General features: G+C 48.9%; 22 protein-coding genes. 12 read left to right on the top strand and 10 right to left on the bottom strand.

Features of this window, described 5'->3' with window-relative positions:
• Window positions 1-176 precede the first annotated feature (176 nt).
• Window positions 177-554, bottom strand: coding sequence for a hypothetical protein (locus AC4GL5_RS02365; protein ID WP_490381184.1), 378 nt, complete (start codon window positions 552-554; stop codon window positions 177-179).
• A gap of 327 nt (window positions 555-881) precedes the next feature.
• On the opposite strand from AC4GL5_RS02365, the gene phaR reads away from it, so the two are divergent.
• The 11 genes from phaR to AC4GL5_RS02310 all read left to right on the top strand — a co-directional run bounded on the left by phaR (window position 882) and on the right by AC4GL5_RS02310 (window position 10,822).
• Entirely contained in the window at window positions 882-1,331 is a 450-nt protein-coding gene (phaR, locus tag AC4GL5_RS02360) for a polyhydroxyalkanoate synthesis repressor PhaR (RefSeq protein WP_490381183.1), read from the top strand.
• A gap of 206 nt (window positions 1,332-1,537) precedes the next feature.
• Window positions 1,538-1,894 (top strand): hypothetical protein, encoded by a 357-nt coding sequence (locus tag AC4GL5_RS02355; protein WP_490381182.1) that lies wholly within the window; start codon window positions 1,538-1,540, stop codon window positions 1,892-1,894.
• Window positions 1,895-2,236: 342 nt separating this feature from the next.
• The gene (purD, locus tag AC4GL5_RS02350; protein WP_490381181.1) at window positions 2,237-3,529 is read left to right on the top strand and encodes a phosphoribosylamine--glycine ligase; all 1,293 of its coding nucleotides are present in this window, start codon (window positions 2,237-2,239) and stop codon (window positions 3,527-3,529) included.
• A gap of 223 nt (window positions 3,530-3,752) precedes the next feature.
• On the top strand, window positions 3,753-4,199 hold the full coding sequence (locus tag AC4GL5_RS02345) for an acyl-CoA thioesterase (protein WP_490381180.1): 447 nt from the start codon (window positions 3,753-3,755) through the stop codon (window positions 4,197-4,199).
• 9 nt (window positions 4,200-4,208) lie between these two features.
• Entirely contained in the window at window positions 4,209-5,081 is an 873-nt protein-coding gene (locus AC4GL5_RS02340; RefSeq protein WP_490381179.1) for a phosphoribulokinase, read from the top strand.
• A 156-nt stretch (window positions 5,082-5,237) separates the two neighbouring features.
• Window positions 5,238-6,416, top strand: a complete 1,179-nt coding sequence (locus AC4GL5_RS02335) for a methyl-accepting chemotaxis protein (RefSeq protein ID WP_490381178.1) — start codon at window positions 5,238-5,240, stop codon at window positions 6,414-6,416.
• A gap of 147 nt (window positions 6,417-6,563) precedes the next feature.
• Window positions 6,564-6,905 carry a histidine triad nucleotide-binding protein gene (locus AC4GL5_RS02330; RefSeq protein ID WP_490381177.1) on the top strand — a complete coding sequence of 114 codons (342 nt, stop codon included), beginning with the start codon at window positions 6,564-6,566 and terminating at the stop codon, window positions 6,903-6,905.
• A 198-nt stretch (window positions 6,906-7,103) separates the two neighbouring features.
• The gene (locus AC4GL5_RS02325; protein ID WP_490381176.1) at window positions 7,104-8,078 is read left to right on the top strand and encodes a bifunctional enoyl-CoA hydratase/phosphate acetyltransferase; all 975 of its coding nucleotides are present in this window, start codon (window positions 7,104-7,106) and stop codon (window positions 8,076-8,078) included.
• Between the two features lie 98 nt (window positions 8,079-8,176).
• Window positions 8,177-9,376 carry an acetate/propionate family kinase gene (locus AC4GL5_RS02320; protein ID WP_490381175.1) on the top strand — a complete coding sequence of 400 codons (1,200 nt, stop codon included), beginning with the start codon at window positions 8,177-8,179 and terminating at the stop codon, window positions 9,374-9,376.
• A 207-nt stretch (window positions 9,377-9,583) separates the two neighbouring features.
• On the top strand, window positions 9,584-10,231 hold the full coding sequence (gene coq7 / locus AC4GL5_RS02315) for a 2-polyprenyl-3-methyl-6-methoxy-1,4-benzoquinone monooxygenase (protein WP_490381174.1): 648 nt from the start codon (window positions 9,584-9,586) through the stop codon (window positions 10,229-10,231).
• 192 nt (window positions 10,232-10,423) lie between these two features.
• A complete protein-coding gene (locus tag AC4GL5_RS02310) occupies window positions 10,424-10,822 on the top strand; it encodes a hypothetical protein (RefSeq protein WP_490381173.1) in 399 nt (132 codons plus the stop codon).
• Between the two features lie 81 nt (window positions 10,823-10,903).
• Here AC4GL5_RS02310 and speD read toward each other — a convergent pair whose 3' ends face one another.
• Both speD and AC4GL5_RS02300 read right to left on the bottom strand, forming a co-directional pair.
• Window positions 10,904-11,692, bottom strand: a complete 789-nt coding sequence (speD, locus tag AC4GL5_RS02305) for an adenosylmethionine decarboxylase (RefSeq protein WP_490381172.1) — start codon at window positions 11,690-11,692, stop codon at window positions 10,904-10,906.
• Window positions 11,693-11,847: 155 nt separating this feature from the next.
• Window positions 11,848-12,270 carry an OsmC family protein gene (locus tag AC4GL5_RS02300; protein WP_490381171.1) on the bottom strand — a complete coding sequence of 141 codons (423 nt, stop codon included), beginning with the start codon at window positions 12,268-12,270 and terminating at the stop codon, window positions 11,848-11,850.
• Window positions 12,271-12,479: 209 nt separating this feature from the next.
• Here AC4GL5_RS02300 and crp point away from each other — a divergent pair, with 209 nt between their 5' ends.
• Window positions 12,480-13,112 (top strand): cAMP-activated global transcriptional regulator CRP, encoded by a 633-nt coding sequence (gene crp, locus AC4GL5_RS02295; RefSeq protein ID WP_490381170.1) that lies wholly within the window; start codon window positions 12,480-12,482, stop codon window positions 13,110-13,112.
• A 92-nt stretch (window positions 13,113-13,204) separates the two neighbouring features.
• Here crp and AC4GL5_RS02290 read toward each other — a convergent pair whose 3' ends face one another.
• The 7 genes from AC4GL5_RS02290 to rpe form a co-directional block, all read right to left on the bottom strand.
• Window positions 13,205-15,613, bottom strand: a complete 2,409-nt coding sequence (locus AC4GL5_RS02290; protein WP_490381169.1) for a putative bifunctional diguanylate cyclase/phosphodiesterase — start codon at window positions 15,611-15,613, stop codon at window positions 13,205-13,207.
• Between the two features lie 305 nt (window positions 15,614-15,918).
• Window positions 15,919-16,716 (bottom strand): indole-3-glycerol phosphate synthase TrpC, encoded by a 798-nt coding sequence (trpC, locus tag AC4GL5_RS02285; protein WP_490381168.1) that lies wholly within the window; start codon window positions 16,714-16,716, stop codon window positions 15,919-15,921.
• Window positions 16,717-16,789: 73 nt separating this feature from the next.
• The gene (gene trpD, locus AC4GL5_RS02280; RefSeq protein ID WP_490381167.1) at window positions 16,790-17,827 is read right to left on the bottom strand and encodes an anthranilate phosphoribosyltransferase; all 1,038 of its coding nucleotides are present in this window, start codon (window positions 17,825-17,827) and stop codon (window positions 16,790-16,792) included.
• Between the two features lie 88 nt (window positions 17,828-17,915).
• On the bottom strand, window positions 17,916-18,500 hold the full coding sequence (locus AC4GL5_RS02275; protein ID WP_490381166.1) for an anthranilate synthase component II: 585 nt from the start codon (window positions 18,498-18,500) through the stop codon (window positions 17,916-17,918).
• 147 nt (window positions 18,501-18,647) lie between these two features.
• Complete coding sequence (gene trpE, locus AC4GL5_RS02270; protein WP_490381165.1) at window positions 18,648-20,132, bottom strand: anthranilate synthase component I; 1,485 nt, start codon at window positions 20,130-20,132, stop codon at window positions 18,648-18,650.
• 270 nt (window positions 20,133-20,402) lie between these two features.
• Entirely contained in the window at window positions 20,403-21,077 is a 675-nt protein-coding gene (locus AC4GL5_RS02265; protein ID WP_490381164.1) for a phosphoglycolate phosphatase, read from the bottom strand.
• 129 nt (window positions 21,078-21,206) lie between these two features.
• Window positions 21,207-21,881: a ribulose-phosphate 3-epimerase gene (rpe, locus tag AC4GL5_RS02260; protein ID WP_490381163.1), complete on the bottom strand. Its 675-nt coding sequence runs from the start codon at window positions 21,879-21,881 to the stop codon at window positions 21,207-21,209.
• Window positions 21,882-21,938 lie beyond the last annotated feature (57 nt).

The raw sequence follows: 21,938 nt of genomic DNA, 5'->3' as shown, positions 1-21,938 counted from the left end.
AGAGTTTAATCCGGTAAAACAGTTTTTGATTTAAAGCACATTAAAGTCTGCAGTAGGCACGGTAGATCTGTCAGGACGAGCAAGGTTATGACGATCGTTTTTCTAAATAGCAGTCGACGTGGCCAGAGTCATAATAGGCAATTGGATTGCTGGTTCGTTTTAGCTTGTCACAGACTTTAATCACGGTTTAGCGTGCTTTGGTCAATGGCGCTTTTCAATCGTTCAAACTCTACCAGGTTATCTGGTTGGAAATAGAGAGTGCAGAACATCTTTTCGAACAAAACGCGTTTAGCGTCTTCACCTTTCACTTTTTCTTTGGAGCTACTGAAATTGCTGTTCATGGTGAAGTGTAATACTCGACTGCCAGGAGGGAGTGGCAGGGTATTGCCATCAATCAACTGTTTTTCCTTTGGGTCTTTCAGACTGTAAGACGAGATCTCGGTTACTAGGTTAAGGTTGATATAAAAGTGGCTGGATACCGGTGCAATGACTTTCTTTCCGCTTTCATTATTCTGCATATAGATGCCGCAGTTTTTGCGAATTTTAAGAAACATATCAGCTTTCCTTTTTTTGACTTGCTTGGTTAGACAACGTTCTGGCATTGATGTCAGGTGCTTCTGTGAGAATAAGACAGCAATGTGATGCTTTTGTGACGGGGATGAGTGGTACTTTGAGCATAGTTGCTGCTGGCATGCATGCAGGTGTTTTTGCTGCCGAGATACGATTCTCGAAGCAATAAGGCGAGATAAATCAGTTAATATCGGTGATTTTTACAGAACAACACTACTGAGTCATTGTGCAGTCACTCAAACTGATTACAATAGTCTGCGCAGGCGAGAAGAGAAGAGCTTACTATTGGGCCGGAAGAGAGAGTCATCATTTTGCGAGTTATCAGAAAATACGCCAACCGCCGTCTATATGACACATCAGAGAGCCGATATGTCACGCTTGAAGACATCAAGCTGTTGGTTATCAACAAGGAAGAGTTCCGTGTAGAGGACTCTAAGAGTGGTGAAGACTTAACCCGCAACATTCTTCTGCAGATTATTACTGAGCAGGAAAACGGCAATCCAGCTGGTGGTAACCCTATGTTCAGTAATCAGGTGCTGCAGCAGCTGATTCGCTTTTATGGTGATAGTATGCAGGGCACCATGAGCAACTATCTTGAAGAAAGCATTAATACTTTCCTTGAGCAGCAAAAAGCGCTCCGGGAACAGATGCAAACAGCGATGACCGCAACACCAATGGAGCTGATGCGCCGTGTTGCTGAACAGAATATGAAGCTCTGGCAGAGTTTTCAGCCGAACAAAAACTCCAAGGATGATGAATAAGTCGTTATCCCGGTGAGATAAAGAACCAGCCATTTGGCTGGTTTTTTTTCGCCTGTCGAATGAAATCAAAGGGTTATCTGGCGCTGAAAATTAATTGCTGCATCTGCGAACAAATCTGTTTGACAGTTCATTGTGCGCTGCACTATATTTGGATTTAAGATATTTGTGCAGTGCAAAACAGTGCCGGATTCCGGCCGGAGGCAGTTATGAGCTTATTTGATCAATGGTCCACCGATCTGCAGAAAACCTTCAAGACTCTTTCTGAGTCTGCTAACTGGAAGCCTGTTGAGGTAATGGGTGACCTGGCGTCTTCTGAGGCTAAGATTGCTGAAAAGCTAGTCCACCAACAGAGTCGTTATCTGAGCGATTCTGTTAGTCAGTTCAGCAAGCATGTGATGGATATGATGTCCAAGACTGATCCTGTTGCAGTTGCTGAGGCCAATTACAGCTTCTTCTGTGATCAACAGGTAAAAGCCAGCAGTCAGTACCTTTCTGCTTTGGACCTGATGGGTGAAGCCCGAGAGTTAATGACCGAAAAACTTAATTCTGTTTTTACTCGCTGAACGCTTGTTGTTCTCCGACCGAACACCGGAGCTGACTCATAAGGTCAAAGGGGTTCGGTAGTGTTCATTTGAGTGATCACCCTGTCAGTTTTACTGACACTTTTTGCTCTTTATCCGCTCTTCCCTCCCTCTGCCGGATAGAGAGTAAGCCCCGTCATCGGGGCTTTTTTTTGGCCTTATAGAGGCCGGCGTTTGATCTTATGGACGCTTAAGGTCTGAAAGACTCTGGTAAGTTTCTCCCCCTTTGCTGCTTTTTTTGCGATAATAGCCACCAATTTTTTACGGCAAACTGAACATTTCGTTCCGTTAGCACATCAACGTTTACAGTGAGATGAGGCAAAGATGAAGGTTTTAATCATCGGCAGTGGTGGTCGTGAGCACGCATTGGCCTGGAAAGCAGCGCAGTCTGAATCCGTAACACAGGTATTTGTTGCGCCAGGTAATGCAGGCACGGCTATTGAACCTAAACTGGAAAATGTCGCGCTGGATGTGCTGGATTTTGATGGCTTGGTTGCCTTTGCTAAATCAAATGATATTGGCCTGACCATTGTGGGTCCGGAAGCTCCTCTGGTGGAAGGTATTGTTGATCGCTTCCGCGATGAAGGTTTGCGTATCTTTGGCCCATCCAAAGGTGCTGCACAGCTGGAAGGCTCTAAAGCGTTTACCAAAGACTTTCTGGCCCGTCAGAAAATCCCAACAGCGGAATATCAGAACTTTACCGAGATTGAGCCTGCTCTGGCCTATCTGCAGGAAAAAGGCGCGCCTATCGTAATTAAGGCGGACGGTCTGGCTGCAGGTAAAGGCGTTATTGTTGCGATGACCCTTCAGGAAGCGGAAGACGCGGTTAAAGATATGCTGGCCGGTAACGCTTTTGGCGATGCGGGCAGCCGTGTTGTAATCGAAGAGTTCCTGGATGGCGAGGAAGCCAGCTTTATCGTGATGGTTGATGGCAAGAATGTTCTGCCAATGGCAACCAGTCAGGACCACAAGCGTGTCGGCGATATAGATACCGGCCCTAACACGGGCGGCATGGGTGCTTACTCACCTGCTCCTGTGGTAACGCCTGAGATTCATGACCGTGTTATGGCTGAAGTGATTATGCCAACCGTTGAAGGTATGGCTGCTGAAGGCAATGATTACACCGGTTTCCTGTATGCCGGTCTGATGATCATGGCTGATGGCACTCCGAAAGTAATCGAATACAACTGCCGTTTTGGTGATCCTGAAACTCAGCCGATTATGCTGCGCCTGAAGTCTGATCTGGTTGGCCTGTGTCAGGCTGCCATTGATGAGAAACTGGATACGGCATCTGCCGAGTGGGATGAGCGTCGTTCTCTGGGTGTGGTTCTGGCTGCGGGTGGTTATCCGGGCAGTTACAACAAAGGGGATGTGATCTCCGGTCTGCCTGAAACGGAACAGGACGGCATGAAAGTATTCCACGCGGGAACTCAGCTGATCGATGGACAGGTTGCTACCAGCGGTGGTCGCGTACTTTGTGCCACCGCACTGGGTAACACTGTAAGCGAAGCTCAGGCCAACGCATATAAACTGGCAGCAGGTATCAGCTGGGACGGTTCTTTCTACCGTACTGATATTGGTTACCGTGCTATCGCCCGCGAGCAGGGCGAAGCGTAAGGCGTAATCTGCTATTTCCTGCGGGAAATCAGATTGCCTTAAATACAGAAAGGCCGGAGCATCCCTCCGGCTTTTTTGATCTTTTCCATCGTTTGTCATCAATGTCTTTCAGGCTGCTGCTTATCAGTCGGCCATCCATGAAGAAAGTAGTGATGACAGCCGTTGGCCGAGCTTGCCTTAACCGGTAAATTATCTGGCAAAATAATAAACAAGGAGCTGTGTCATGGCCCGTATCCGAATTGAGTATCCCGAAGCGAATACTCTGCATACTCAGACACTGGAATTACGTATTACCGACCTTAACTACGGTAATCATCTGGCCCACGATACCTTGATTTCTCTCATCCATGAGGCGCGGGCCAAGATGTTCATTGCCCATGGTCACAAGGAGATCGATATCGAGGGGGTTGGCATTGTTGTGGCGGATCTGGCAATCAGCTATCGGGCGGAAGTTTTTTATCCGGATACCCTAACGGTTGAGATCGCAACAGATGAGTTGTCCCGTAAGGGTGGTGATCTGATCTATCGGGTGACTAAAGCTTCAGATGGCGGTCTGGTCGCATTGGCAAAAACCGGTATTGTCTTTTTTGATTATCAGGAACGTGTTGCTGTGAATGTGCCGGAGGCTTTTAAGCAGATGGTTACTCAGGCTGGTTCAGGTCATTCATAAGGGACGCGTATGTCTAGAGAGTATCCGATTATTGCCGTGACAGGATCTTCCGGCGCAGGTACCACTACGGTTAAGGATGCCTTTGAGCGTATGTTCAATCGTGAAAAGATTGAAGCCGCTTTTGTTCACGGTGACAGTTTTCACCGATACTCCCGGGAGGAGATGACTAAAATTCTGCGTGAAAGTCCGGAGCGGAAAAAGTCTCTGAGCCACTTTGCCGTAGAAGCGAATATGCTGGACGAGCTGGATCGCCTATTTAATACCTATGCAGATAATGGCACAGGTGTATATCGCCATTATATCCATGCAGAAGATACTGAGATGTTGGAGCAGGGCTACCGGGTGGGCACCTTTACTCCCTGGACAGAACTGCCGGAAGGAACGGATCTTCTGCTGTATGAAGGTCTGCACGGAGGTCTGGTAACTGATGAGTTTAATATTGCCCAGTATGTAGATCTTCTGGTTGGCGTTGCTCCGACGATTAACCTTGAATGGATTCAGAAGATTGACCGTGATACCAATCTGAGAGGTTACTCTCAGGAAGCTGTGATCGATACGATTCAAAGCCGAATGTCGGACTACATGCAATATATTTTGCCTCAGTTCAGCCGAACGCATATCAACTTTCAGCGTATACCTACGGTGGATACTTCGAATCCTCTGGCGTTGCAGGATGTGCCGTCGAACGATGAAAGTATGGTGATTATTCGCTTTAAAGATCGTTTGTCCACCGACTTTCCCTATCTGCTGGCTATGGTGAAGGATTCCTTTATGACCCGACCGGATACTCTTGTGATTCCCGGTGGAAAAATGAGTCTGGCAATGGAGCTGATTCTGACTCCCAGGATTCATGAGCTACTGGAGAACCGCCGTTTCCGTTGATTTTGGCGGATTAAGGTGGGTTTCTTTGTGACTCATCCCAAAGAAACAGCGTTAACTTAAAAGACCTCCTTTACGGAGGTTTTTTATTGCCTCATTATGTGCAGAATAACTTAATTGATACTAATACCAGTGGATAGCTGAACAGAGGAAGGTTGCATGAAGCAGAGTATTCAGCAGCGGCTACTGTACTCGTTTATCGGATTTGGTCTGCTTATGGGGGCTGTTTTTCCCCTCTATGCTCAGGGCTTTGTGACCTTTAATGCGGGGATGAAAGCCTGGTTTATTATCGGCTGTCTGGGGGCTGGTCTGATGATTGGCCTGTTTAATTACTGGTTGTTTAAGCGATTAGTTCTGGTGCAGCTGGAACAAATTGCTCTGGTATCCAAAGCTGTCGCTAATGGTGACCTGAGTAAGCGTTGTACTATTCAAAGTAATGACACTTTTGGTGAGATTATTCACCACTTCAACCAGATGAATCAGAGTCAGCGTGAATTGGTAGAAGCTGTTCAGGCGAGTGGCGATATTATCCATACTTCGATGCAGGCGCTTAATCGTCAGACTGAGCGCACACGAGCTGATGTCGTCAGTCAGAATGACAGTTTAACTCAAATTAATGAAACCGTTGCCACTATGGCAGATGCCGTGGTGAGTATTGCCTCCCATGCTCAATCAACTGCTGGTGTTGCTCAGCATACAGAAGAAGATGCCAGAAAGGGTAATGCTGTTGTTCAGAAGGGTATTTCGGGTATCAGTCAGCTGATCAATGATGTGAACACGGTTAGTGAAACCCTTCAGGGGTTGGCCCGGGAAGCAGAAAATATTGGTGAGGTGCTGGATATTATTGAAGGTATCGCTGAGCAAACGAATCTCTTAGCACTGAATGCGGCGATTGAGGCTGCCCGTGCCGGAGAGCAGGGGCGGGGCTTTGCTGTTGTTGCTGATGAAGTACGGACACTGGCCAGTCGTTCCCGTCAGGCGACAGAAGATATTCATGGCATGATCGATCGTCTGCAGGAGCAGTCCCGGGATGCAGTAACGGCGATGAGTCATGGGCAAACCACTGCACAGTCCAGTGTTGATCAGATTCGTGAGACAGGTGAAGCACTGGAGAGCATTACGCAAGCTGTGATTGACATTGCAGAGATGAATTCAGATATCAGCCGAACCGCCAACTCCTACAGTAGCTCAGCGGAAGAGGTGGTGACACAGATGCAGTCGTTACAATCGATGGTATCTGAAACGCAACATGATGCAGATGCTGCCGAGCAGGCCTCCAGATCGCTTTCCGAGGCGGTTTCCGGACTGCAGCAGCGCGTCCAGCGTTACCGGACCTGAGTTGTATGCATCTTAAGTCGGACAGGGCTAGGAAGCGGCGATCCGCAGGTCTACAATGAGTTTTTATCGCTGGATTCAGCGTCCCATGAGACAAGCCGGTCATTATGTAATTTGCTGGCTTTAACAGTGTAAAGCGGAACCGATACTATGGATTGTCTGTTTTGTAAATTAGTGGCACGGGAGATCCCGGCCGATATCGTCTTTGAAGATGATGATGTTATCGCCTTTCGCGATATCGCCCCTCAGGCTCCGACTCATATTCTGATTATTCCTAAGCGCCATATCTCGACTCTGAATGATCTCTCTGAAGATGATTGTGCCCTGGTTGGCCGTCTTCAGTTTACCGCGCAGAAAATCGCGAAAGAGGTAGGTATCGCAGAAGATGGTTACCGTGTCGTGATGAACTGCAATGAGGATGGTGGGCAGACGGTCTACCACATACATATGCATCTGCTGGGTGGCCGGTCGATGACCTGGCCTCCGGGTTAAAATCTGAATATTTAACGGGTGTCGAAAGACACCCGTTTTTCGTTGTCCGAAAAGAAATGTACAGATCTTGACCTGACTCATGCGTCATTAATGAGTCGGTGTTTTAGTCAATAATCAGGAAATCGTCACAATCAGTAGGGATACTGAGATCAGGCCGGAAGCCTGTCAGACTTAAACTTTGAAGTAGGAATCTTAATTATGGATCAGGTGATTCGCGAAATTCTGGTGCCTGGCGCACCTCGGGTAGAAGACCATCATCATGAGCAGCTGAATGCTTTTCTGGAGCAGGCAAAAAAATATGAGCCTATCCCGACAGCGGTTGTGCACCCAGGTGATGGCAACAGCCTTCTTGGTGCGATTGAAGCCGCAGAGGAAGGCCTTATCATCCCTTATCTGGTGGGGCCGGAAGCTAAGATTCGAGCTGTAGCGGAAGAGTGCGGCGTTGACCTGAGCAAGTACAAGATTATCTCTACGGCACACAGCCATGAGTCTGCAGAACTTGCGGCTCAGATGGCTCATTGTGGTGAAGTACAGGCGCTGATGAAAGGCAGTCTGGGTTCCTCTGAACTACTGGCGGCCATTATCGACAAAAAAGCTGGCCTGAGAACCGAATACCGTTTAAGCCACGTTTTTGTTATGGATGTTCCAAGCTACCATAAAACGCTGATCGTGACGGATGCGGCCATCAATGTGCACCCGGATCTGATGACGAAAAAAGATATCACCCAGAATGCAATTAACTGTGCCCATGCTTTAGGCATTGAACAGCCTAAAGTGGCTATTCTGGCTGCGGTTGAAAAAGTTAAGCCGGGTATGCAGAGCACTTTAGATGCTGCAGCGTTATGCAAAATGGCAGACCGCAAGCAGATCACCGGCGGCCTGCTGGATGGTCCGTTGGCTTTTGACAATGCGATCTCAAAGGAAGCCGCTCTGGATAAAGGTATCGATTCAGAGGTGAGTGGTGATGTGGATATTCTGCTGGTTCCTGATCTGGAGTCCGGCAATATTCTCGCGAAACAGCTGCAGTATCTTGCTGGCGCGAAATCAGCAGGCATTGTTCTGGGGGCTAAGGTTCCTGTTATTTTGACCAGTCGTGCGGCTAAGCCTCTGGAGCGTCTAAGTTCTTGTGCGGTCGCTTCCCTGGTTGCCCATAAGCAAGGGCTGATGCTTTAAGGTAGCTCATTGGTTGAGACATTTACTGCTGATATTTTTTGGGTTTCAGTAAGCCCGACGCTCAGACAGATGCATGCTGTAAACAGGAACAAGATTCTATGAATTCAATTTTGATTGTTAACGCAGGTTCATCCAGCCTGAAATGCTCTATTTTTGATGAAGATGGCGGCGAGATTCGTCAGCACTTCCGAGTTAAAGTGGCTAATCTGGCAGGGCCTGCACACCTGGAAATTTATGATCATAGTGAGAAAGTTGATGGCATCTTAGTGGATAAGATGGACATCTCTGCATCAGAGTTGGATGTTGCCCATAGTCAGGCGCATCATCAGGCGCTTTCAGTTGTGATGAACTGGCTGGATCGGAATACCAAGTTTAAAGTCACTCAGGTGGGCCATCGTATTGTCCATGGCGGTGACTTCTATTCAGAGCCTGTCATTATCACAGATGAGGTGTTGGACAATCTGTCTAAACTGATCCCATTAGCACCGTTGCATCAACCTTATAATCTTAAGTTGGTGAAAGTGTGTCAGGACATACTGCCGGGGCTACCTCAGGTTGCCTGCTTTGATACCGCATTTCACAGCACGATTCCGGATGTCGCCCGAAACTTTGCTATTCCCCGGGCGCTGACCCGTGAAGGCGTTCGACGGTATGGTTTCCATGGTTTGTCCTATCAGTATATCCACAACAAACTGACTGAGCTGGATGCTGATCTTGCTGAAGGCAAGCTTGTTGTCGCACACCTTGGTGCTGGTGCCAGTATGTGTGCTATTGAGAACGGTGACAGCATCGCGTCAACCATGGGTTTTACTGCTCTGGATGGCCTGCCAATGGGGAGCCGCTGTGGGCAGATTGATCCCGGTGTACTCCTTTATCTGATGCGTGAGCATAAGATGGATGTTGATGCGATCGAAGGGCTGCTTTACAAGAAAAGTGGTTGGCAGGGTGTTTCCGGTATTAGTAGCGATATGCTGACATTACATAAAAATGCTTCGGCTCATGCTCAGGAAGCGATTGATATGTTTGTCTATCGTATTGCCCGTGAAACAGGTTCTCTGGTAGCTGCTATGGGTGGGATGGATACCTTTGTCTTCACCGGTGGAGTGGGTGAAAATGATGCTGAGATTCGCGCCCTGGTTGCTCACCAGAACGAATGGCTGGGTATGAAACTGGATCCGGAACGCAACGCGGCCAATGAGTATCTGATTAGTGCAGATGACAGCAAAGTGAAGGTTTTTGCAATTCCGACCAATGAAGAGCTGATGATTGCTCGTCATACGTCACGTTTGCTGCGGTAATTTTTCTTTTTTGCTCGTTTTTGAATGAAGAGACACCGAGAAGATCCGGTGTCTCTTTTTACATTTTGGATAACGGATTCATCTGTCGTATCGCCTTGTAAACTCTTTTGATTTATCTCATCGGCTTTTTAAAAAGTCCGTATAAAGCCATAGCCGAATGAGCAGGCATTCGCTAACATGCCCTGCAGATAAAGGTGAGGTTCCCCCATGCAAAATATTCGTCAACATACACCGTTGGATAAGATCCTGATTGGTGCTGATACTGTTCTTAAAACACTGATTCCCGGCGCAGCCGAGCCCTATCGCCCGAACCCTTCCCGTGCTGAAGCTGAGCTGGATATGACTCCTCATGAGCGAAAGCATGCCGCCGGTCTCATGCGTATTAATCATACCGGTGAAGTTTGTGCTCAGGCGCTGTATCAGGGACAGTCTGTGACTGCTAAGTTGCCGGAAGTACGAGAGCAAATGGAAGAGGCTGCCCGGGAAGAGATCGATCATCTGGCTTGGTGTGAGCAGCGTATCCGTCAGTTGGGTAGTCGCCCGAGTTTATTGAACCCTGTATTTTACGGGCTGTCGTTTGGCATTGGTGCCGCTGCGGGTGCTGCTGGCGACAAATACAGTCTGGGTTTTGTTGCTGCAACAGAGCAACAGGTTTGTAAGCATCTGGAGTCTCATATGCAGAGCCTTCCCTCGGGCGATCAGAAAAGTCGTGCGATTCTGGAACAGATGTACATTGATGAAGAGCAGCACGCGACTCAGGCGCTCGATGCTGGCGGTGTTCGTTTCCCTGTACCGGTAAAGATGGCGATGAAATTGATGTCAAAGGTAATGACGAAGTCTGTTTATCGCATTTGACTGCTGGTTTATGGCTTTGACTAAAGGACGCTCGCCATTAAGGTGGTTTTGTTGCAAAATGTAACCGCCTTGGTGGCTTAAGGCTGCAAAGGTAGAGTATCCCAGGACTGGCAGACACTTTTGTGTGTTAGTTTTTGTAAATAGGTGTCATGGATTCAAGGACGTGATGCCTTACTTTTCAGGAGAAAAGCAATGACTGCTTCTTTAAATCAGACAGAAAAAACTTCCCCAAGCGGTGTTGTTGCCTTTTTGTCTGCCTACGCTTCTTTACCTTTTCGCCATCACGCTTTGGTAGGTTGTGTCTTTCTGGTGATTCTGGGTGCGGTAAAATTTCTGATAAGTATTAGTCAGCCGGAAGGTATTTGGTGGGAGGCACTGAATACAATCAACCTGTTTGTTGTCATCAGTACCCTGATGTATGGCGCGATCTTTTTTTCCCAGATTATGGCCAGTCTGGCGGCGCAGGTGGTTCAGATCCTCTTTCCCGGAGATAAAGCGATGGCGACTGGCTGTGTGATTGGTGTTGTTGCCTCTGGTGTGATGATTATGCTTCTGGCGCCCTATTTGCTGGAGCTGATCTGGCGTGCCTGATGTCTATTAGTTATTCGTAAGTTATTGGCATAAAAAAAGGCCTGAAGCTTAAAGCTGCAGGTCTTTTTTATGGCTGAAACCCTACTCTATATTCCGAGAGTAGAAAATTTCCAGCATCTCTTTGCGCAGGCGGGCTTCAATATCTGCCGCCTCTTCAAAAGTTAGTTTGTTCTTATCAATACCAAACAGGTAGTTATCCAGCTCAAAATCCTTCAACAGCATTTTGGTATGGAACATGTTTTCCTGATAAACGTTCACATCAATCATCTGATACGCGTTCTTAGTATCTTCTGACAGATAGTCCTGAATTGATGTGATTGGATGGTCGATAAATAGCTTGCGGCCGGATTCGTCACGAGTGAAACCACGTACACGATAATCCATGGTCACGATATCGGAATCGAAACTATGGATCAGGTAGTTCAGCGCTTTCAGTGGTGAAATCATACCGCAGGTGGATACATCAATATCCAGGCGGAACGTACTGATACCACCGTCTGGGTGGCTTTCCGGGTAGGTATGGACCGTTACATGGCTTTTGTCCAGATGGGCCACTACGGTTTCCGGCAGAGGACCCGGACCTACATCATTTTCTGATTCGTCGGTCAGCTCATGCTCAGCAATCAGCACCGTAACACTGGCACCGTGCGGATCATAATCCTGACGCGCGATATTCAGAATGTGGGCACCAATAATATTGGTCACATCTTTCAGGATCTGCGTGAGGCGTTCAGCGTTATACAGTTCATCAATGTAGTCGATATACTCTTCACGCTGCTGCTCTGTTTTGGCATAGCAGATGTCATAAATGTTAAAGCTCAGGGAACTGGTAAGGTTGTTAAACCCATGAAGCCTGATATTGTCCTTCACGCCCGAGACCTCGCGTAATGCAAAATTCGTGAAATTTCCCACCAACCTTATTGGCTAGCCACTTTTGAAAGGCGCGTATTATGCCTATAAAAAGTGGCTATTGCACAAAAAAATTACCCTTTTATTTTTGACCGAAAGGGTGATTTTCAGCTGCATTATGACAGCTCAATAATTTCGTAATCATGACTGATTTCAACGCCGCCAGCGGCCAGCATAATTGACGCAGAGCAGTATTTTTCTGCCGATAACTCAACCGCTCTTTTCACATGCGCTTCTTTAATGCCACGACCTTTTACAACGAAATGCAGATGGATTTTTGTAAAGAGTGCTGGCACGGCATCAGCTCGCTCTGCTTCAATTTCTACATAACAGTCGCTGACATCCTGGCGGGACTTCTGCAGAATGCCGATGACATCGAATGAGCTGCAGGAACCTAAGCCCATTAACAGAAGCTCCATTGGACGAGGACCTGTATTGCGGCCACCCTTGTCAGGTGGACCATCAACAACAATTGCGTGACCGGAGCCGGATTCTGCCAGAAATTGAACGCCATCGGTCCACTTAACGACTGCTTTCATTCCGCTCTATTCTCCTGCGTAATATTTGATATTTATAAATGAAATTAAGCAGGCAATATCGCTGATATGTGATGGTCACGCAAGTTTTGGCTCTAAAAAGACAGTGATTAAGCATTGCCTGAAATAGGGTTTTTTTGTTGTTTGCCTGTAGATCGGGTATTGTCTCATTCGGTAGCTTTCCGTTCGCATGTAAAAAAGGGTTTTTTGTTATGTTGCCTGCCATTAAAAAGGAGATTCCGGGACTGAACGAATTTCTTTCGATCAGTCACAGGCGCAGCTTTCCTAAGCGTTCAACACTGATTTCCGCGGGTGCTGAGAGTGGCTCGCTTTACTATCTCAGTAAAGGTTCCGTCACTGTTTCTATTGAGGATGAAGATGGCCATGAGATGATAGTAGCCTACCTGAATGAAGGCTCTTTCTTTGGAGAAATGGGCCTGTTTGATGAGATCAGCCGTCGTAGTGCCTGGGTGAAAGCTAAGACCGATGTGGAGGTCGCTGAGGTAAGCTACACCCGCTTTATGGAACTGACCGAGAAAGATACACGTCTTCTGTATGTGTTGGGTAATCAGCTCGCTGTACGCTTACGTAATACCACCCGCAAAGTGGGTGACCTGGCCTTTATGGATGTGACGGGCCGTGTTGCACGGACTCTGCTTGATCTTTGTAAAGAGCCGGACGCAATGACCCACCCTGATGGTATGCAGATTAAAGTCACCCGCCAGGAAATTGCCCGCATTGTCGGCTGTTCCCGTGAGATGGTTGGGCGTGTTCTTAAAGACCTGGAAGAGCAGGGATTGGTCACTGCCAGTGGTAAAACTATGGTGGTTTACGGCACCCGATGACTGACTATATATTATGTGTCTGAATCTGCCACGGAAGGTATAAAAAAACCGCTACTTCTTCTGACAAGGGGCAGCGGTTTTTTTGAGAGTTCTCAGCTGCCTAAGGGGAGTTTTTGTACCTGTAGCAGCTGGGAGCAGTTATCGGCACTAACCGGGCGGCTGAAATAGTACCCCTGGAAATGTTTGCAGCCGAGTTTAATCAGCATATCCATAATGGCAGCGTCTTCTACCCCCTCTGCAATTATCTCCATTTGCAGGTGAGAGGCCATTGCAATAATGGTTTCGGTGATGGCTCTGTCATTCGCATCCGTCAGTAGATCCATCACAAATGACTTGTCGATTTTCAGTTGGTTGATCGGCATCTGCTTCAGATATTTCAGAGAAGAGTAACCGGTGCCAAAGTCATCAATAGAGAGCGCGATTCCCATTGCACGAATGGCATCCATACGGGTGATGGTGGCATCCATGTTTTTCACCAGCAAGCTTTCAGTTAGCTCAAGTTCCAATTTGTTCGGATCAACGCCGGTGTTGCTGATCACTTCTGACAGTACGTTCAGAAACTGAGGATGATCGAACTGTTTTGCGCTGATATTGACAGCCATTCGGAATTGGGCTGGGCACAGACCGCTATTCTGCCATTCTGCCAATTGTGTGCAGGCTTGCTCTAACACCCAGCGCCCAATAGGGATAATCAAACCGGTTTCTTCTGCAAGGCCAATAAACTGATCCGGTGGTACAAAGCCTTGCTCAGGGTGCTGCCAACGGATCAGGGCTTCTGTGCCCATGATACTGAAGTTGTGATCTACCTGTGGCTGGTAATGCAGATAAAGCTCATTACGCTCCAAAGCGGTATGCAGGGCTCTTTCCATGGCCAGATGCTGGTCAGCCAGCAGCTGCATGCTGGGGCGATAGAAGTGGAAAGTGTTCTTACCGTTTGATTTTGCCCGGTACAGCGCGGTATCTGCCTGCTTAACGATATTTTTGATGTCATTGTCATCATCGGGGAACAGCCGGATACCCACACTGGCAGAAATATGAAGAACATGTTGACCAATATGGAAGGGTTTCGCCATCACTTCAAGAATACGATTGGTAATGCGCTGAGCATTAAGTGCCGCAGGTTCTTGTTCCTCTGCCAGTTCCGGCAGGATAACAACAAACTCATCCCCCCCCAGGCGGGCAACGGTATCTTCTTCGTGCATCATCTCTTTCAAGCGTGAAGCAACCACGATCAGAAGTTCATCGCCGACATCATGGCCCAGAGAATCGTTAATGTTTTTAAACCGATCGAGATCAAGGAAAAGCAGCGCGCTGTACATCTCATGACGCAGGCTTTTTGATTGAACCTGATGCATGCGATCCAGAAAGAGGCTTCGATTGGGTAAATCGGTCAGAGAGTCGAAATAGGCCAGGTGGTGAATACGGGCTTCCTGAGCTTTACGCAGAGAGATATCTCTGGATAGGGCGAGGATATAGGTTTTCCCTCCCAGGTCGATACTACGCGCTTTAATCTCAACGGGTATCAGCTGCTTATTACTGGTGCGCAGCTCACTCTCCAGAGAAACCTCGTGCATCAGTTCTTCTGAAGAGGCCAGGCTTGCCAATGAATAGGGGAGTTGGTCTGAATCGAAAAGCGTTTTCATGCTGGTGCCAACAAGGTCTTTCTTGTCTATTCCCAGCGTCTGAAAAGCCTTGTGGTTCGCATCGTATATCTTAAAGTCGGTCTCGCAGATAATCAGCATGTCACTGATACTGTTCATCACATCGCGGATAAACTGTTCACTGCTTCTCAGGGCCTCTTCCGCTTTGTTTCGCGAGTTCCATAGCTCATTAAAAGTATCAACTAAAAAGCCTAACTCATCATCGGTATGCCCTTTCAGGGTCGGAATCTGTTTATTGCTATTGTGGTTGTCTTTCAGTAGAAGCAGACTGTCTGAGAGTCGGGTCAGAGGGCGGCTGATCAGCGTATGGAAGACAAAGAAAAGGCAGATGGCCAGCAGTACATTGCGTAGAAAACCTGTGGTTAGAATCACAATAGCCCGGTCAAAAATACCTTCGCTTAGGGCATCCGGATCTGTTTCCACAATGAGGGTGCCCACGGGAGATTCTTCAAATACGGTGATTAGAGGGACTGCATAGGAACGTCGCTCTTCTTCTACAATTTGAGACATCATGCCAACATTCAGAACAGGGGCATCTGATGTTGCCAGTACACTATTATCATCCAGCCGAATCTGAGCGTAATGGATATAGGCGTGATTGATCAGGCCTTTTACAACACGGTCAGCCAGATCTTTATCAATATTATAGGCAGCCTGAACAGCGGATTCTTCAACCAGGTGTATGACCTGACGAACCTTATCATTCATGCTCTCACGGCTATGGCGGATATCAATCGCAATCTGAATACAACTAAATACCAGACCAAGCACCAAGGCGACGATGACCGTGTACTTTGCTTGCCGGTAGGAAAGTCGTTTATGCAGGGCTGATTTTTTCAAACGAATATCCGTTATTGCATGATTCTGCGAGATCTTAAGCTATTAGTGGATAACTAAAGCAATATTTATCTTATTTTTTTATGGAAACTCACTTCAGTATGCGAAACCGAGGCACAACAGGCAAGTAGTTTATACTTTTGATATTGGGGGATTTTTAACGTTTTGTGACGCTTAAAGATTAAAGGATGGTGACTTTGCTGTCCGATAGTTATCGCCTGTTTTGCAGCAGGGAGTAGGGATCAGGAAGAGATCAGATACCGTTGCGGAAACATAACGGTATCTGATCTCTTCCCTCGAACCGTGGCTTAACTGAAGAAGCCTGCCAGTGTTTCGCCGGGATTTTCGGTGCGCATAAAGGCTTCGCCGACCAGGAAACTATTGACGTTATGGCGGCGCATTGCCTCGACATCTTCCTGTTTCAGGATGCCGCTTTCGGTCACCACAATGCGGTCTTCCGGAATCTGATCCAACAGGTCGAATGTGGTTTGCAGGCTGACCTCGAAGGTATGCAGGTTGCGGTTGTTAATGCCGATCAGGCGATTCGGCAGCTTCAGTGCGCGATGCAGCTCTTCTTCATCATGAACTTCAATCAGCACATCCATATCCAGCTCATGAGCCAGCAGGTTCAGTTCGCGCATGGTGTCGTCATCCAGACAGGCTGCGATCAGCAGAATGCAGTCTGCGCCGATCGCGCGGGCTTCAAACACCTGATACGGGTCGACAATAAAGTCTTTGCGGATTACCGGCAGGTCGCAGGCCGCACGACCCTCTTTCAGATAATCTTCATGGCCCTGAAAGAAGTCGCGGTCGGTCAGAATCGACAGACAGCTGGCACCACCTTCTTCATAGCTGGCAGCAATCTCTGCCGGATGGAAGTCTTCGCGCAGTACACCCTTACTCGGTGACGCTTTTTTAATCTCAGCGATGACAGCGGAACGACCGGCTTTCAGGCTGCGGGCCAGCGCATCGGCAAAGCCTCTTGGGGCATCTTTATTGGCGAAAGCCAGATCGCGCATCGCTTCCAGTGAGATTGATTGTTTGCGCTCTTTGATCTCTTCCCATTTACGATCAACAATTTTTTTCAGAATGGTCGGGGTATTCAAAGGAGGTCTCCTGAGATCGCTCTTGTATTGTTAAGCGGGCAAAACAGCCGCTGAAAGTCTTTAACCGGAAGCACTACTGATCCGCAAACACGCTGGTAAAGCTGGATAGCTCTTTCATTTTCTCACCGGCCAGACCGCTGGCGATGGCGTCCTGTGCCATGGCGACACCCTCTTTCAGGCTGTCGGCAACATCGGCGGCGTACAGTGCGGCACCAGCATTAAGTGCGATCATATCGGCCGCTTTCCCGGCAGTCTCGTTGCTCTGTTTACCAAGAGCATCCTGTATCAGGGTCAGAGACTCGTCTGCGCTTTTGATATCCAGTCCCACTAAGCTTTGACTGGTCAGACCAACATCTTCCGGTGTCACCTTATATTCGGTGACTTCGCCATTCTTAAGTTCGGCGACATGGGTGCTGGTTGCGAGAGAAAACTCATCCAGACCATCTTTGGCGTGAACAATCAGAACGTGTTGGCTACCCAGGGTTTTCAGAACTTCCGCCATCGGACGACACAGTTTCTCGGTAAAGACACCGATCACCTGATGCTTCACGCGGGCAGGGTTGGTCATAGGGCCCAGCATATTAAACAGGGTGCGCATACCGAGCTCTTTGCGCGGGCCGATGGCATACTTCATGGCGCTGTGATGATTCGGCGCAAACATAAAGCCAACACCGACTTCGCTGATAGCCCGGGCGATCTGTTCCGGTTTCAGGTTCAGGTTAATACCTGCGGTTTCCAGCAGATCAGAGCTACCACTGGAAGAGGACACCGAACGGTTGCCATGTTTGGCCACATGACCACCGGCAGCGGCAATCACAAAGGCCGATGCGGTAGAGACATTAAACAGGTTGGAGCCATCGCCACCGGTACCGCAGGTGTCCACCGCGTTGGGGATATCCAGCTCAACCGGGGTTGCCAGTTCGCGCATCACTTCAACCGCTGCGGTGATCTCATCCAGGGTTTCGCTTTTCATGCGCAGGGCTACCAGAAAGCCGCCGATCTGAGCATCGGTGCATTGACCGGTCATGATCTGACGCATGACATCGCGCATCTCTTCCCGGCTCAGATCCATTTGTTCTACCACTTTGCTCAGAGCATCTTGAATATTCATGGTCTAGGGTCCTGTTTTCGCACTGCCTTAGCAGTGATCCTGTCAGCTTGGGCAGCCTCTTCCGGGCTGCTTTTTTCGATTAAACGGATTAAAGCGTCTGATTCAGAAAGTTCTGCAGCATATCGTGACCGTGCTCGGTCAGAATGGATTCCGGGTGAAACTGCACGCCTTCAATTGGCAGGGTCTTATGACGCAGACCCATAATTTCACCCGGGGTGCCGTCTTCATTGTTTACCCATGCAGTCACTTCCAGACAATCCGGCAGCGTGGCACGCTCAACGACCAGAGAATGGTAGCGGGTAGCCTGAAACGGATTATTCAGTCCTGCAAACACGCCGTCATCAATATGGTGAACCGGTGAGGTTTTACCATGCATCACTTCATTGGCGCGGATCACCTTGCCGCCAAAGGCCTGGCCGATACTCTGATGGCCTAAGCAGATACCTAATATTGGCAGTTTATCGGCGAAGTGTTTAATCGCTTCTACGGAGATACCGGCTTCATTGGGGGTGCAGGGACCGGGGGAGATCACCAGATGGTCGGGTTTCAGGGCTTCGATCTGTTCGATGGTAATTTCGTCGTTACGGTAGACCTGAACATCAGCGCCCAGCTCAGCGAAGTATTGCACGACGTTGTAGGTGAAAGAGTCGTAGTTATCGATCATTAACAGCATGGTCTGTACCTGTATTTTGACTACCTACTGGTAGTCAAAATTATCTTAAGTCTTTGAATAAGGTGCTTTTAATATCAATCTTAAAGGCGTTATGAGCAATCCTGATGGTTGGCTCCGGATGATTCCCCGTATCAGTCGGGGATGGGGTTACTCCGGGTTATCCAGCCCTTTTTCTGCCATCGCAACGGCTTTAAAGATTGCCCGGCCTTTGTTCATGGTCTCTTTCCACTCGAGCCGTGGTTCAGAATCGGCAACGACACCGGCACCGGCCTGAATATGCAAAATCTGATCTTTGATGACGGCGGTACGGATCGCAATGGCGGTATCCATATTGCCGTTCCATGAGAGGTAACCCACAGCGCCACCATAGACGCCACGTTTCACCGGTTCCATCTCGTCGATGATTTCCATGGCACGCACTTTAGGTGCGCCGCTTAATGTGCCGGCGGGCAGGGTGGCCTTGAGTACATCCATGGCGCTCATGCCCTCTTTCAGCTGACCGGTCACGCTGGAGACGATATGCATCACGTGGGAATAGCGCTCAATCACCATCTTGTCGGTCAGGGTGACACTACCTGTTTGTGCAATTCGGCCCACATCGTTACGGCCCAGATCGATCAGCATCAGGTGCTCGGCCAGCTCTTTCGGATCTTCCAGCAGCTCTTTTTCCAGCGCCTTATCCTCGGCTTCGGTCGCACCGCGTTTGCGGGTACCGGCGATGGGGCGCACGGTGACCAGATTTTCTTCCACGCGGGCGAGAATCTCTGGCGAGGAGCCCACCACATGGAAGTCATCCAGATTGAAGAAGAACATATAAGGGGACGGGTTCAGGCAGCGCAGGGCGCGGTACAGTTCCAGCGGCTGAGCTTCAAACGGCGTCGACATGCGTTGAGAGATCACGCACTGCATGATATCTCCGGCCAGTACATACTCTTTGATCTTGCTGACGGCGTCTTTGAATTTCTCTTCGGTAAAGCCGGATTTGAAATCACTTTCAGAGGTTGTGCGGCCGGTGCCAACGCTGTAGGACGATACCGCCAGAGAGCGCAGCTGGCGTTCCAGCTCATTCAGGCGCTGGCGGGCTTTTTCCAGTGGGCGTTTATGTTCGGTATTGGCGTGAACAATCAGATATAGCTTGCCACTCAGATTGTCGAACACGACCACTTCTTCAGAGATCAGCAGCAGGATATCCGGCACATCAATCGGATCGTTTTCCGGGATATTGACCAGACGTTTTTCCACATAGCGCACGGTGTCATAACCGAAGTAACCCACAAGGCCACCAGTAAACAGCGGCAGGTTATCCAGCTCCGGTACCGAGAAGCGCTTCTGGAATGCTTCGATGTAGCTCAGCGGATCATCTTGCTGGCTCTGTTCGATAACGGCATTGCCGTCAAACAGAGTTACTTCGTGACCGCGTACCTGCAGGCGACGCTGACAGGGCAAGCCGATAATGGAATAACGCCCCCATTTTTCGCCACCTTCCACGGATTCCAGCAGATAGCTGTAGGGCTGGTCGGCCAGTTTCAGATAGGTACTTAACGGGGTATCCAGATCAGCCAGTACTTCACGTACCAGTGGGATGCGGTTGTAGCCAGCTGCGGCCAGCTCGGAGAAGCGTTCCGGAGTCATGTTGTCTTCCTGTCACGGTATAAATGGAAAAATAAAGCGCAAACGAATTTGAATGAAGCGGCATGATACGCACGACCATCAGGCAGCACTAACCACGCGATGTGAGCTTCACCATCGCCAGCGTTTTACCTCGCGCATCAATCCCAGTGATTTATCAGGAAACATGTCAGATCCGTTTGTAGAGAGGGTTCATAACCCTGTTGAATTCTATATAACTGAATGCACTAACGCATTGATAATTTAAGTTTTGTTAGTGCTAAGGCGGTTAAGTTATACCAGCTCGGCTAATGAATCAACCACCAGATTAGCCCCACATTGGTCTACAGGAACGCCATGGTCATAACCGTATCGGACGGCAACGGTTTTAAAGTCCGCTTTTTGTCCGGCAGAGATATCGGTGATGGAATCGCCAATCATGATGCTGCGGTTCGGATCCGCTTTAAGTTGTGCAGCGGCGTGCAGCAAGGGCAGAGGCGAAGGCTTTTTCTCTGCCAGAGAGTCACCGCCTAAAACCAGATCGAAATAGCGGTCCAGATTAAGCTGTTCAAGGATCTCTGGCACAAAGCGATAGGGCTTATTGGTGATGAGCGCCATGGGGATATTTCGGGCTTTGGCGTGATCCAGCAGCTCGAAGATGCCGTCGTAGCAACGGGTTTTTGCCCCCTTGTTGGCATCGTAGGCGGTCATAAAGGCGGCATGCGCCTGCATAAACAGCTCTGAGGTTTCGTCGATCTGATCGATCTCAAGACCTTCGGCCAGTGCCCGCTTGACCAGAACCACGGCACCCTGACCCACCCAGCTGCGCACTTTTTCCTGTCCTGCTTTAGGGCGATCCATTTGGCTCAGCATCTGATCGATGGCATCCGCCAGATCCGGCACGGAGTCGATCAGGGTGCCATCAAGATCAAAGGCCAGTAGCTGAATATCAGAGAGCAGAGGGTGCATAGGGCTGTCCTTGGGTATGACAAAAGTGGAGACAAATAAAAAGGCACTGTGGGTTTAACAGTGCCTTTCTTTAAACCGTATCTTTTTAACGCTTAACCGAAGCGGCTATTTCTTCACCTGAGCCACTATTTAGTTTTTGACCTGAGCGAGCTCGGCCCGCATTGCGTCGATGGTGGTTTTGTAGTCGTCAGTGTTGAAGATGGCAGAACCGGCGACAAAAGTATCGGCACCGGCTTCAGCGATTTCACGGATGTTCTGAATGCCCACGCCACCGTCGATCTCCAGACGGATGTCGTAACCGCTTTCGTCGATAATCTTGCGTGCCTGACGCAGCTTATCCAGAGTACCCGGAATAAACTTCTGGCCACCAAAGCCCGGGTTAACCGACATCAGCAGGACCACATCCACTTTATCCAGCACGTAGTCCAGATAATGCAGCGGTGTGGCCGGGTTAAATACCAAACCGGATTTGCAGCCGCCGTCAAGAATCATCGATAGAGAGCGGTCAATATGATCGGAGGCTTCCGGGTGGAAGGTGATCCAGCTGGCGCCGGCATCGATAAAGTCGCCGATCATGCGATCTACCGGAGAAACCATCAGGTGAACGTCAATCGGAGCCGTTACTCCATGGTTGCGCAGCGCTTTACACACCATAGGTCCGATGGTCAGATTCGGAACGTAGTGATTGTCCATCACATCAAAGTGAACCACATCGGCACCGCTGGCCAGCACGTTATCGACCTCTTCACCTAAACGAGCAAAGTCAGCGGATAGAATGGAAGGGGCGATTTTAAAATCAGACATCAGGTACTCTCATCGGTCTTAAACTATACGGGCCAGCCGAAAGGGCTGAGGTTCAGG

This window comes from Oceanospirillum sp. (genome assembly GCF_982874595.1).
The sequence above is the reverse complement of the archived record's forward strand: the minus strand, read 5'-3'. Positions and strand labels throughout refer to the sequence as shown.

Bases quoted from the DNA above. Each gene is read 5' to 3' on its own strand.
- AC4GL5_RS02365 (WP_490381184.1), bottom strand. From the start codon at position 554: ATGTTTCTTAAAATTCGCAAAAACTGCGGCATCTATATGCAGAATAAT.
- AC4GL5_RS02355 (WP_490381182.1), top strand. From the start codon at position 1,538: ATGAGCTTATTTGATCAATGGTCCACCGATCTGCAGAAAACCTTCAAG.
- purD (WP_490381181.1), top strand. From the start codon at position 2,237: ATGAAGGTTTTAATCATCGGCAGTGGTGGTCGTGAGCACGCATTGGCC.
- AC4GL5_RS02345 (WP_490381180.1), top strand. From the start codon at position 3,753: ATGGCCCGTATCCGAATTGAGTATCCCGAAGCGAATACTCTGCATACT.
- AC4GL5_RS02340 (WP_490381179.1), top strand. From the start codon at position 4,209: ATGTCTAGAGAGTATCCGATTATTGCCGTGACAGGATCTTCCGGCGCA.
- AC4GL5_RS02335 (WP_490381178.1), top strand. From the start codon at position 5,238: ATGAAGCAGAGTATTCAGCAGCGGCTACTGTACTCGTTTATCGGATTT.
- AC4GL5_RS02330 (WP_490381177.1), top strand. From the start codon at position 6,564: ATGGATTGTCTGTTTTGTAAATTAGTGGCACGGGAGATCCCGGCCGAT.
- AC4GL5_RS02325 (WP_490381176.1), top strand. From the start codon at position 7,104: ATGGATCAGGTGATTCGCGAAATTCTGGTGCCTGGCGCACCTCGGGTA.
- AC4GL5_RS02320 (WP_490381175.1), top strand. From the start codon at position 8,177: ATGAATTCAATTTTGATTGTTAACGCAGGTTCATCCAGCCTGAAATGC.
- coq7 (WP_490381174.1), top strand. From the start codon at position 9,584: ATGCAAAATATTCGTCAACATACACCGTTGGATAAGATCCTGATTGGT.
- AC4GL5_RS02310 (WP_490381173.1), top strand. From the start codon at position 10,424: ATGACTGCTTCTTTAAATCAGACAGAAAAAACTTCCCCAAGCGGTGTT.
- AC4GL5_RS02300 (WP_490381171.1), bottom strand. From the start codon at position 12,270: ATGAAAGCAGTCGTTAAGTGGACCGATGGCGTTCAATTTCTGGCAGAA.
- crp (WP_490381170.1), top strand. From the start codon at position 12,480: ATGTTGCCTGCCATTAAAAAGGAGATTCCGGGACTGAACGAATTTCTT.
- trpD (WP_490381167.1), bottom strand. From the start codon at position 17,827: ATGAATATTCAAGATGCTCTGAGCAAAGTGGTAGAACAAATGGATCTG.
- AC4GL5_RS02275 (WP_490381166.1), bottom strand. From the start codon at position 18,500: ATGCTGTTAATGATCGATAACTACGACTCTTTCACCTACAACGTCGTG.
- trpE (WP_490381165.1), bottom strand. From the start codon at position 20,132: ATGACTCCGGAACGCTTCTCCGAGCTGGCCGCAGCTGGCTACAACCGC.
- AC4GL5_RS02265 (WP_490381164.1), bottom strand. From the start codon at position 21,077: ATGCACCCTCTGCTCTCTGATATTCAGCTACTGGCCTTTGATCTTGAT.
- rpe (WP_490381163.1), bottom strand. From the start codon at position 21,881: ATGTCTGATTTTAAAATCGCCCCTTCCATTCTATCCGCTGACTTTGCT.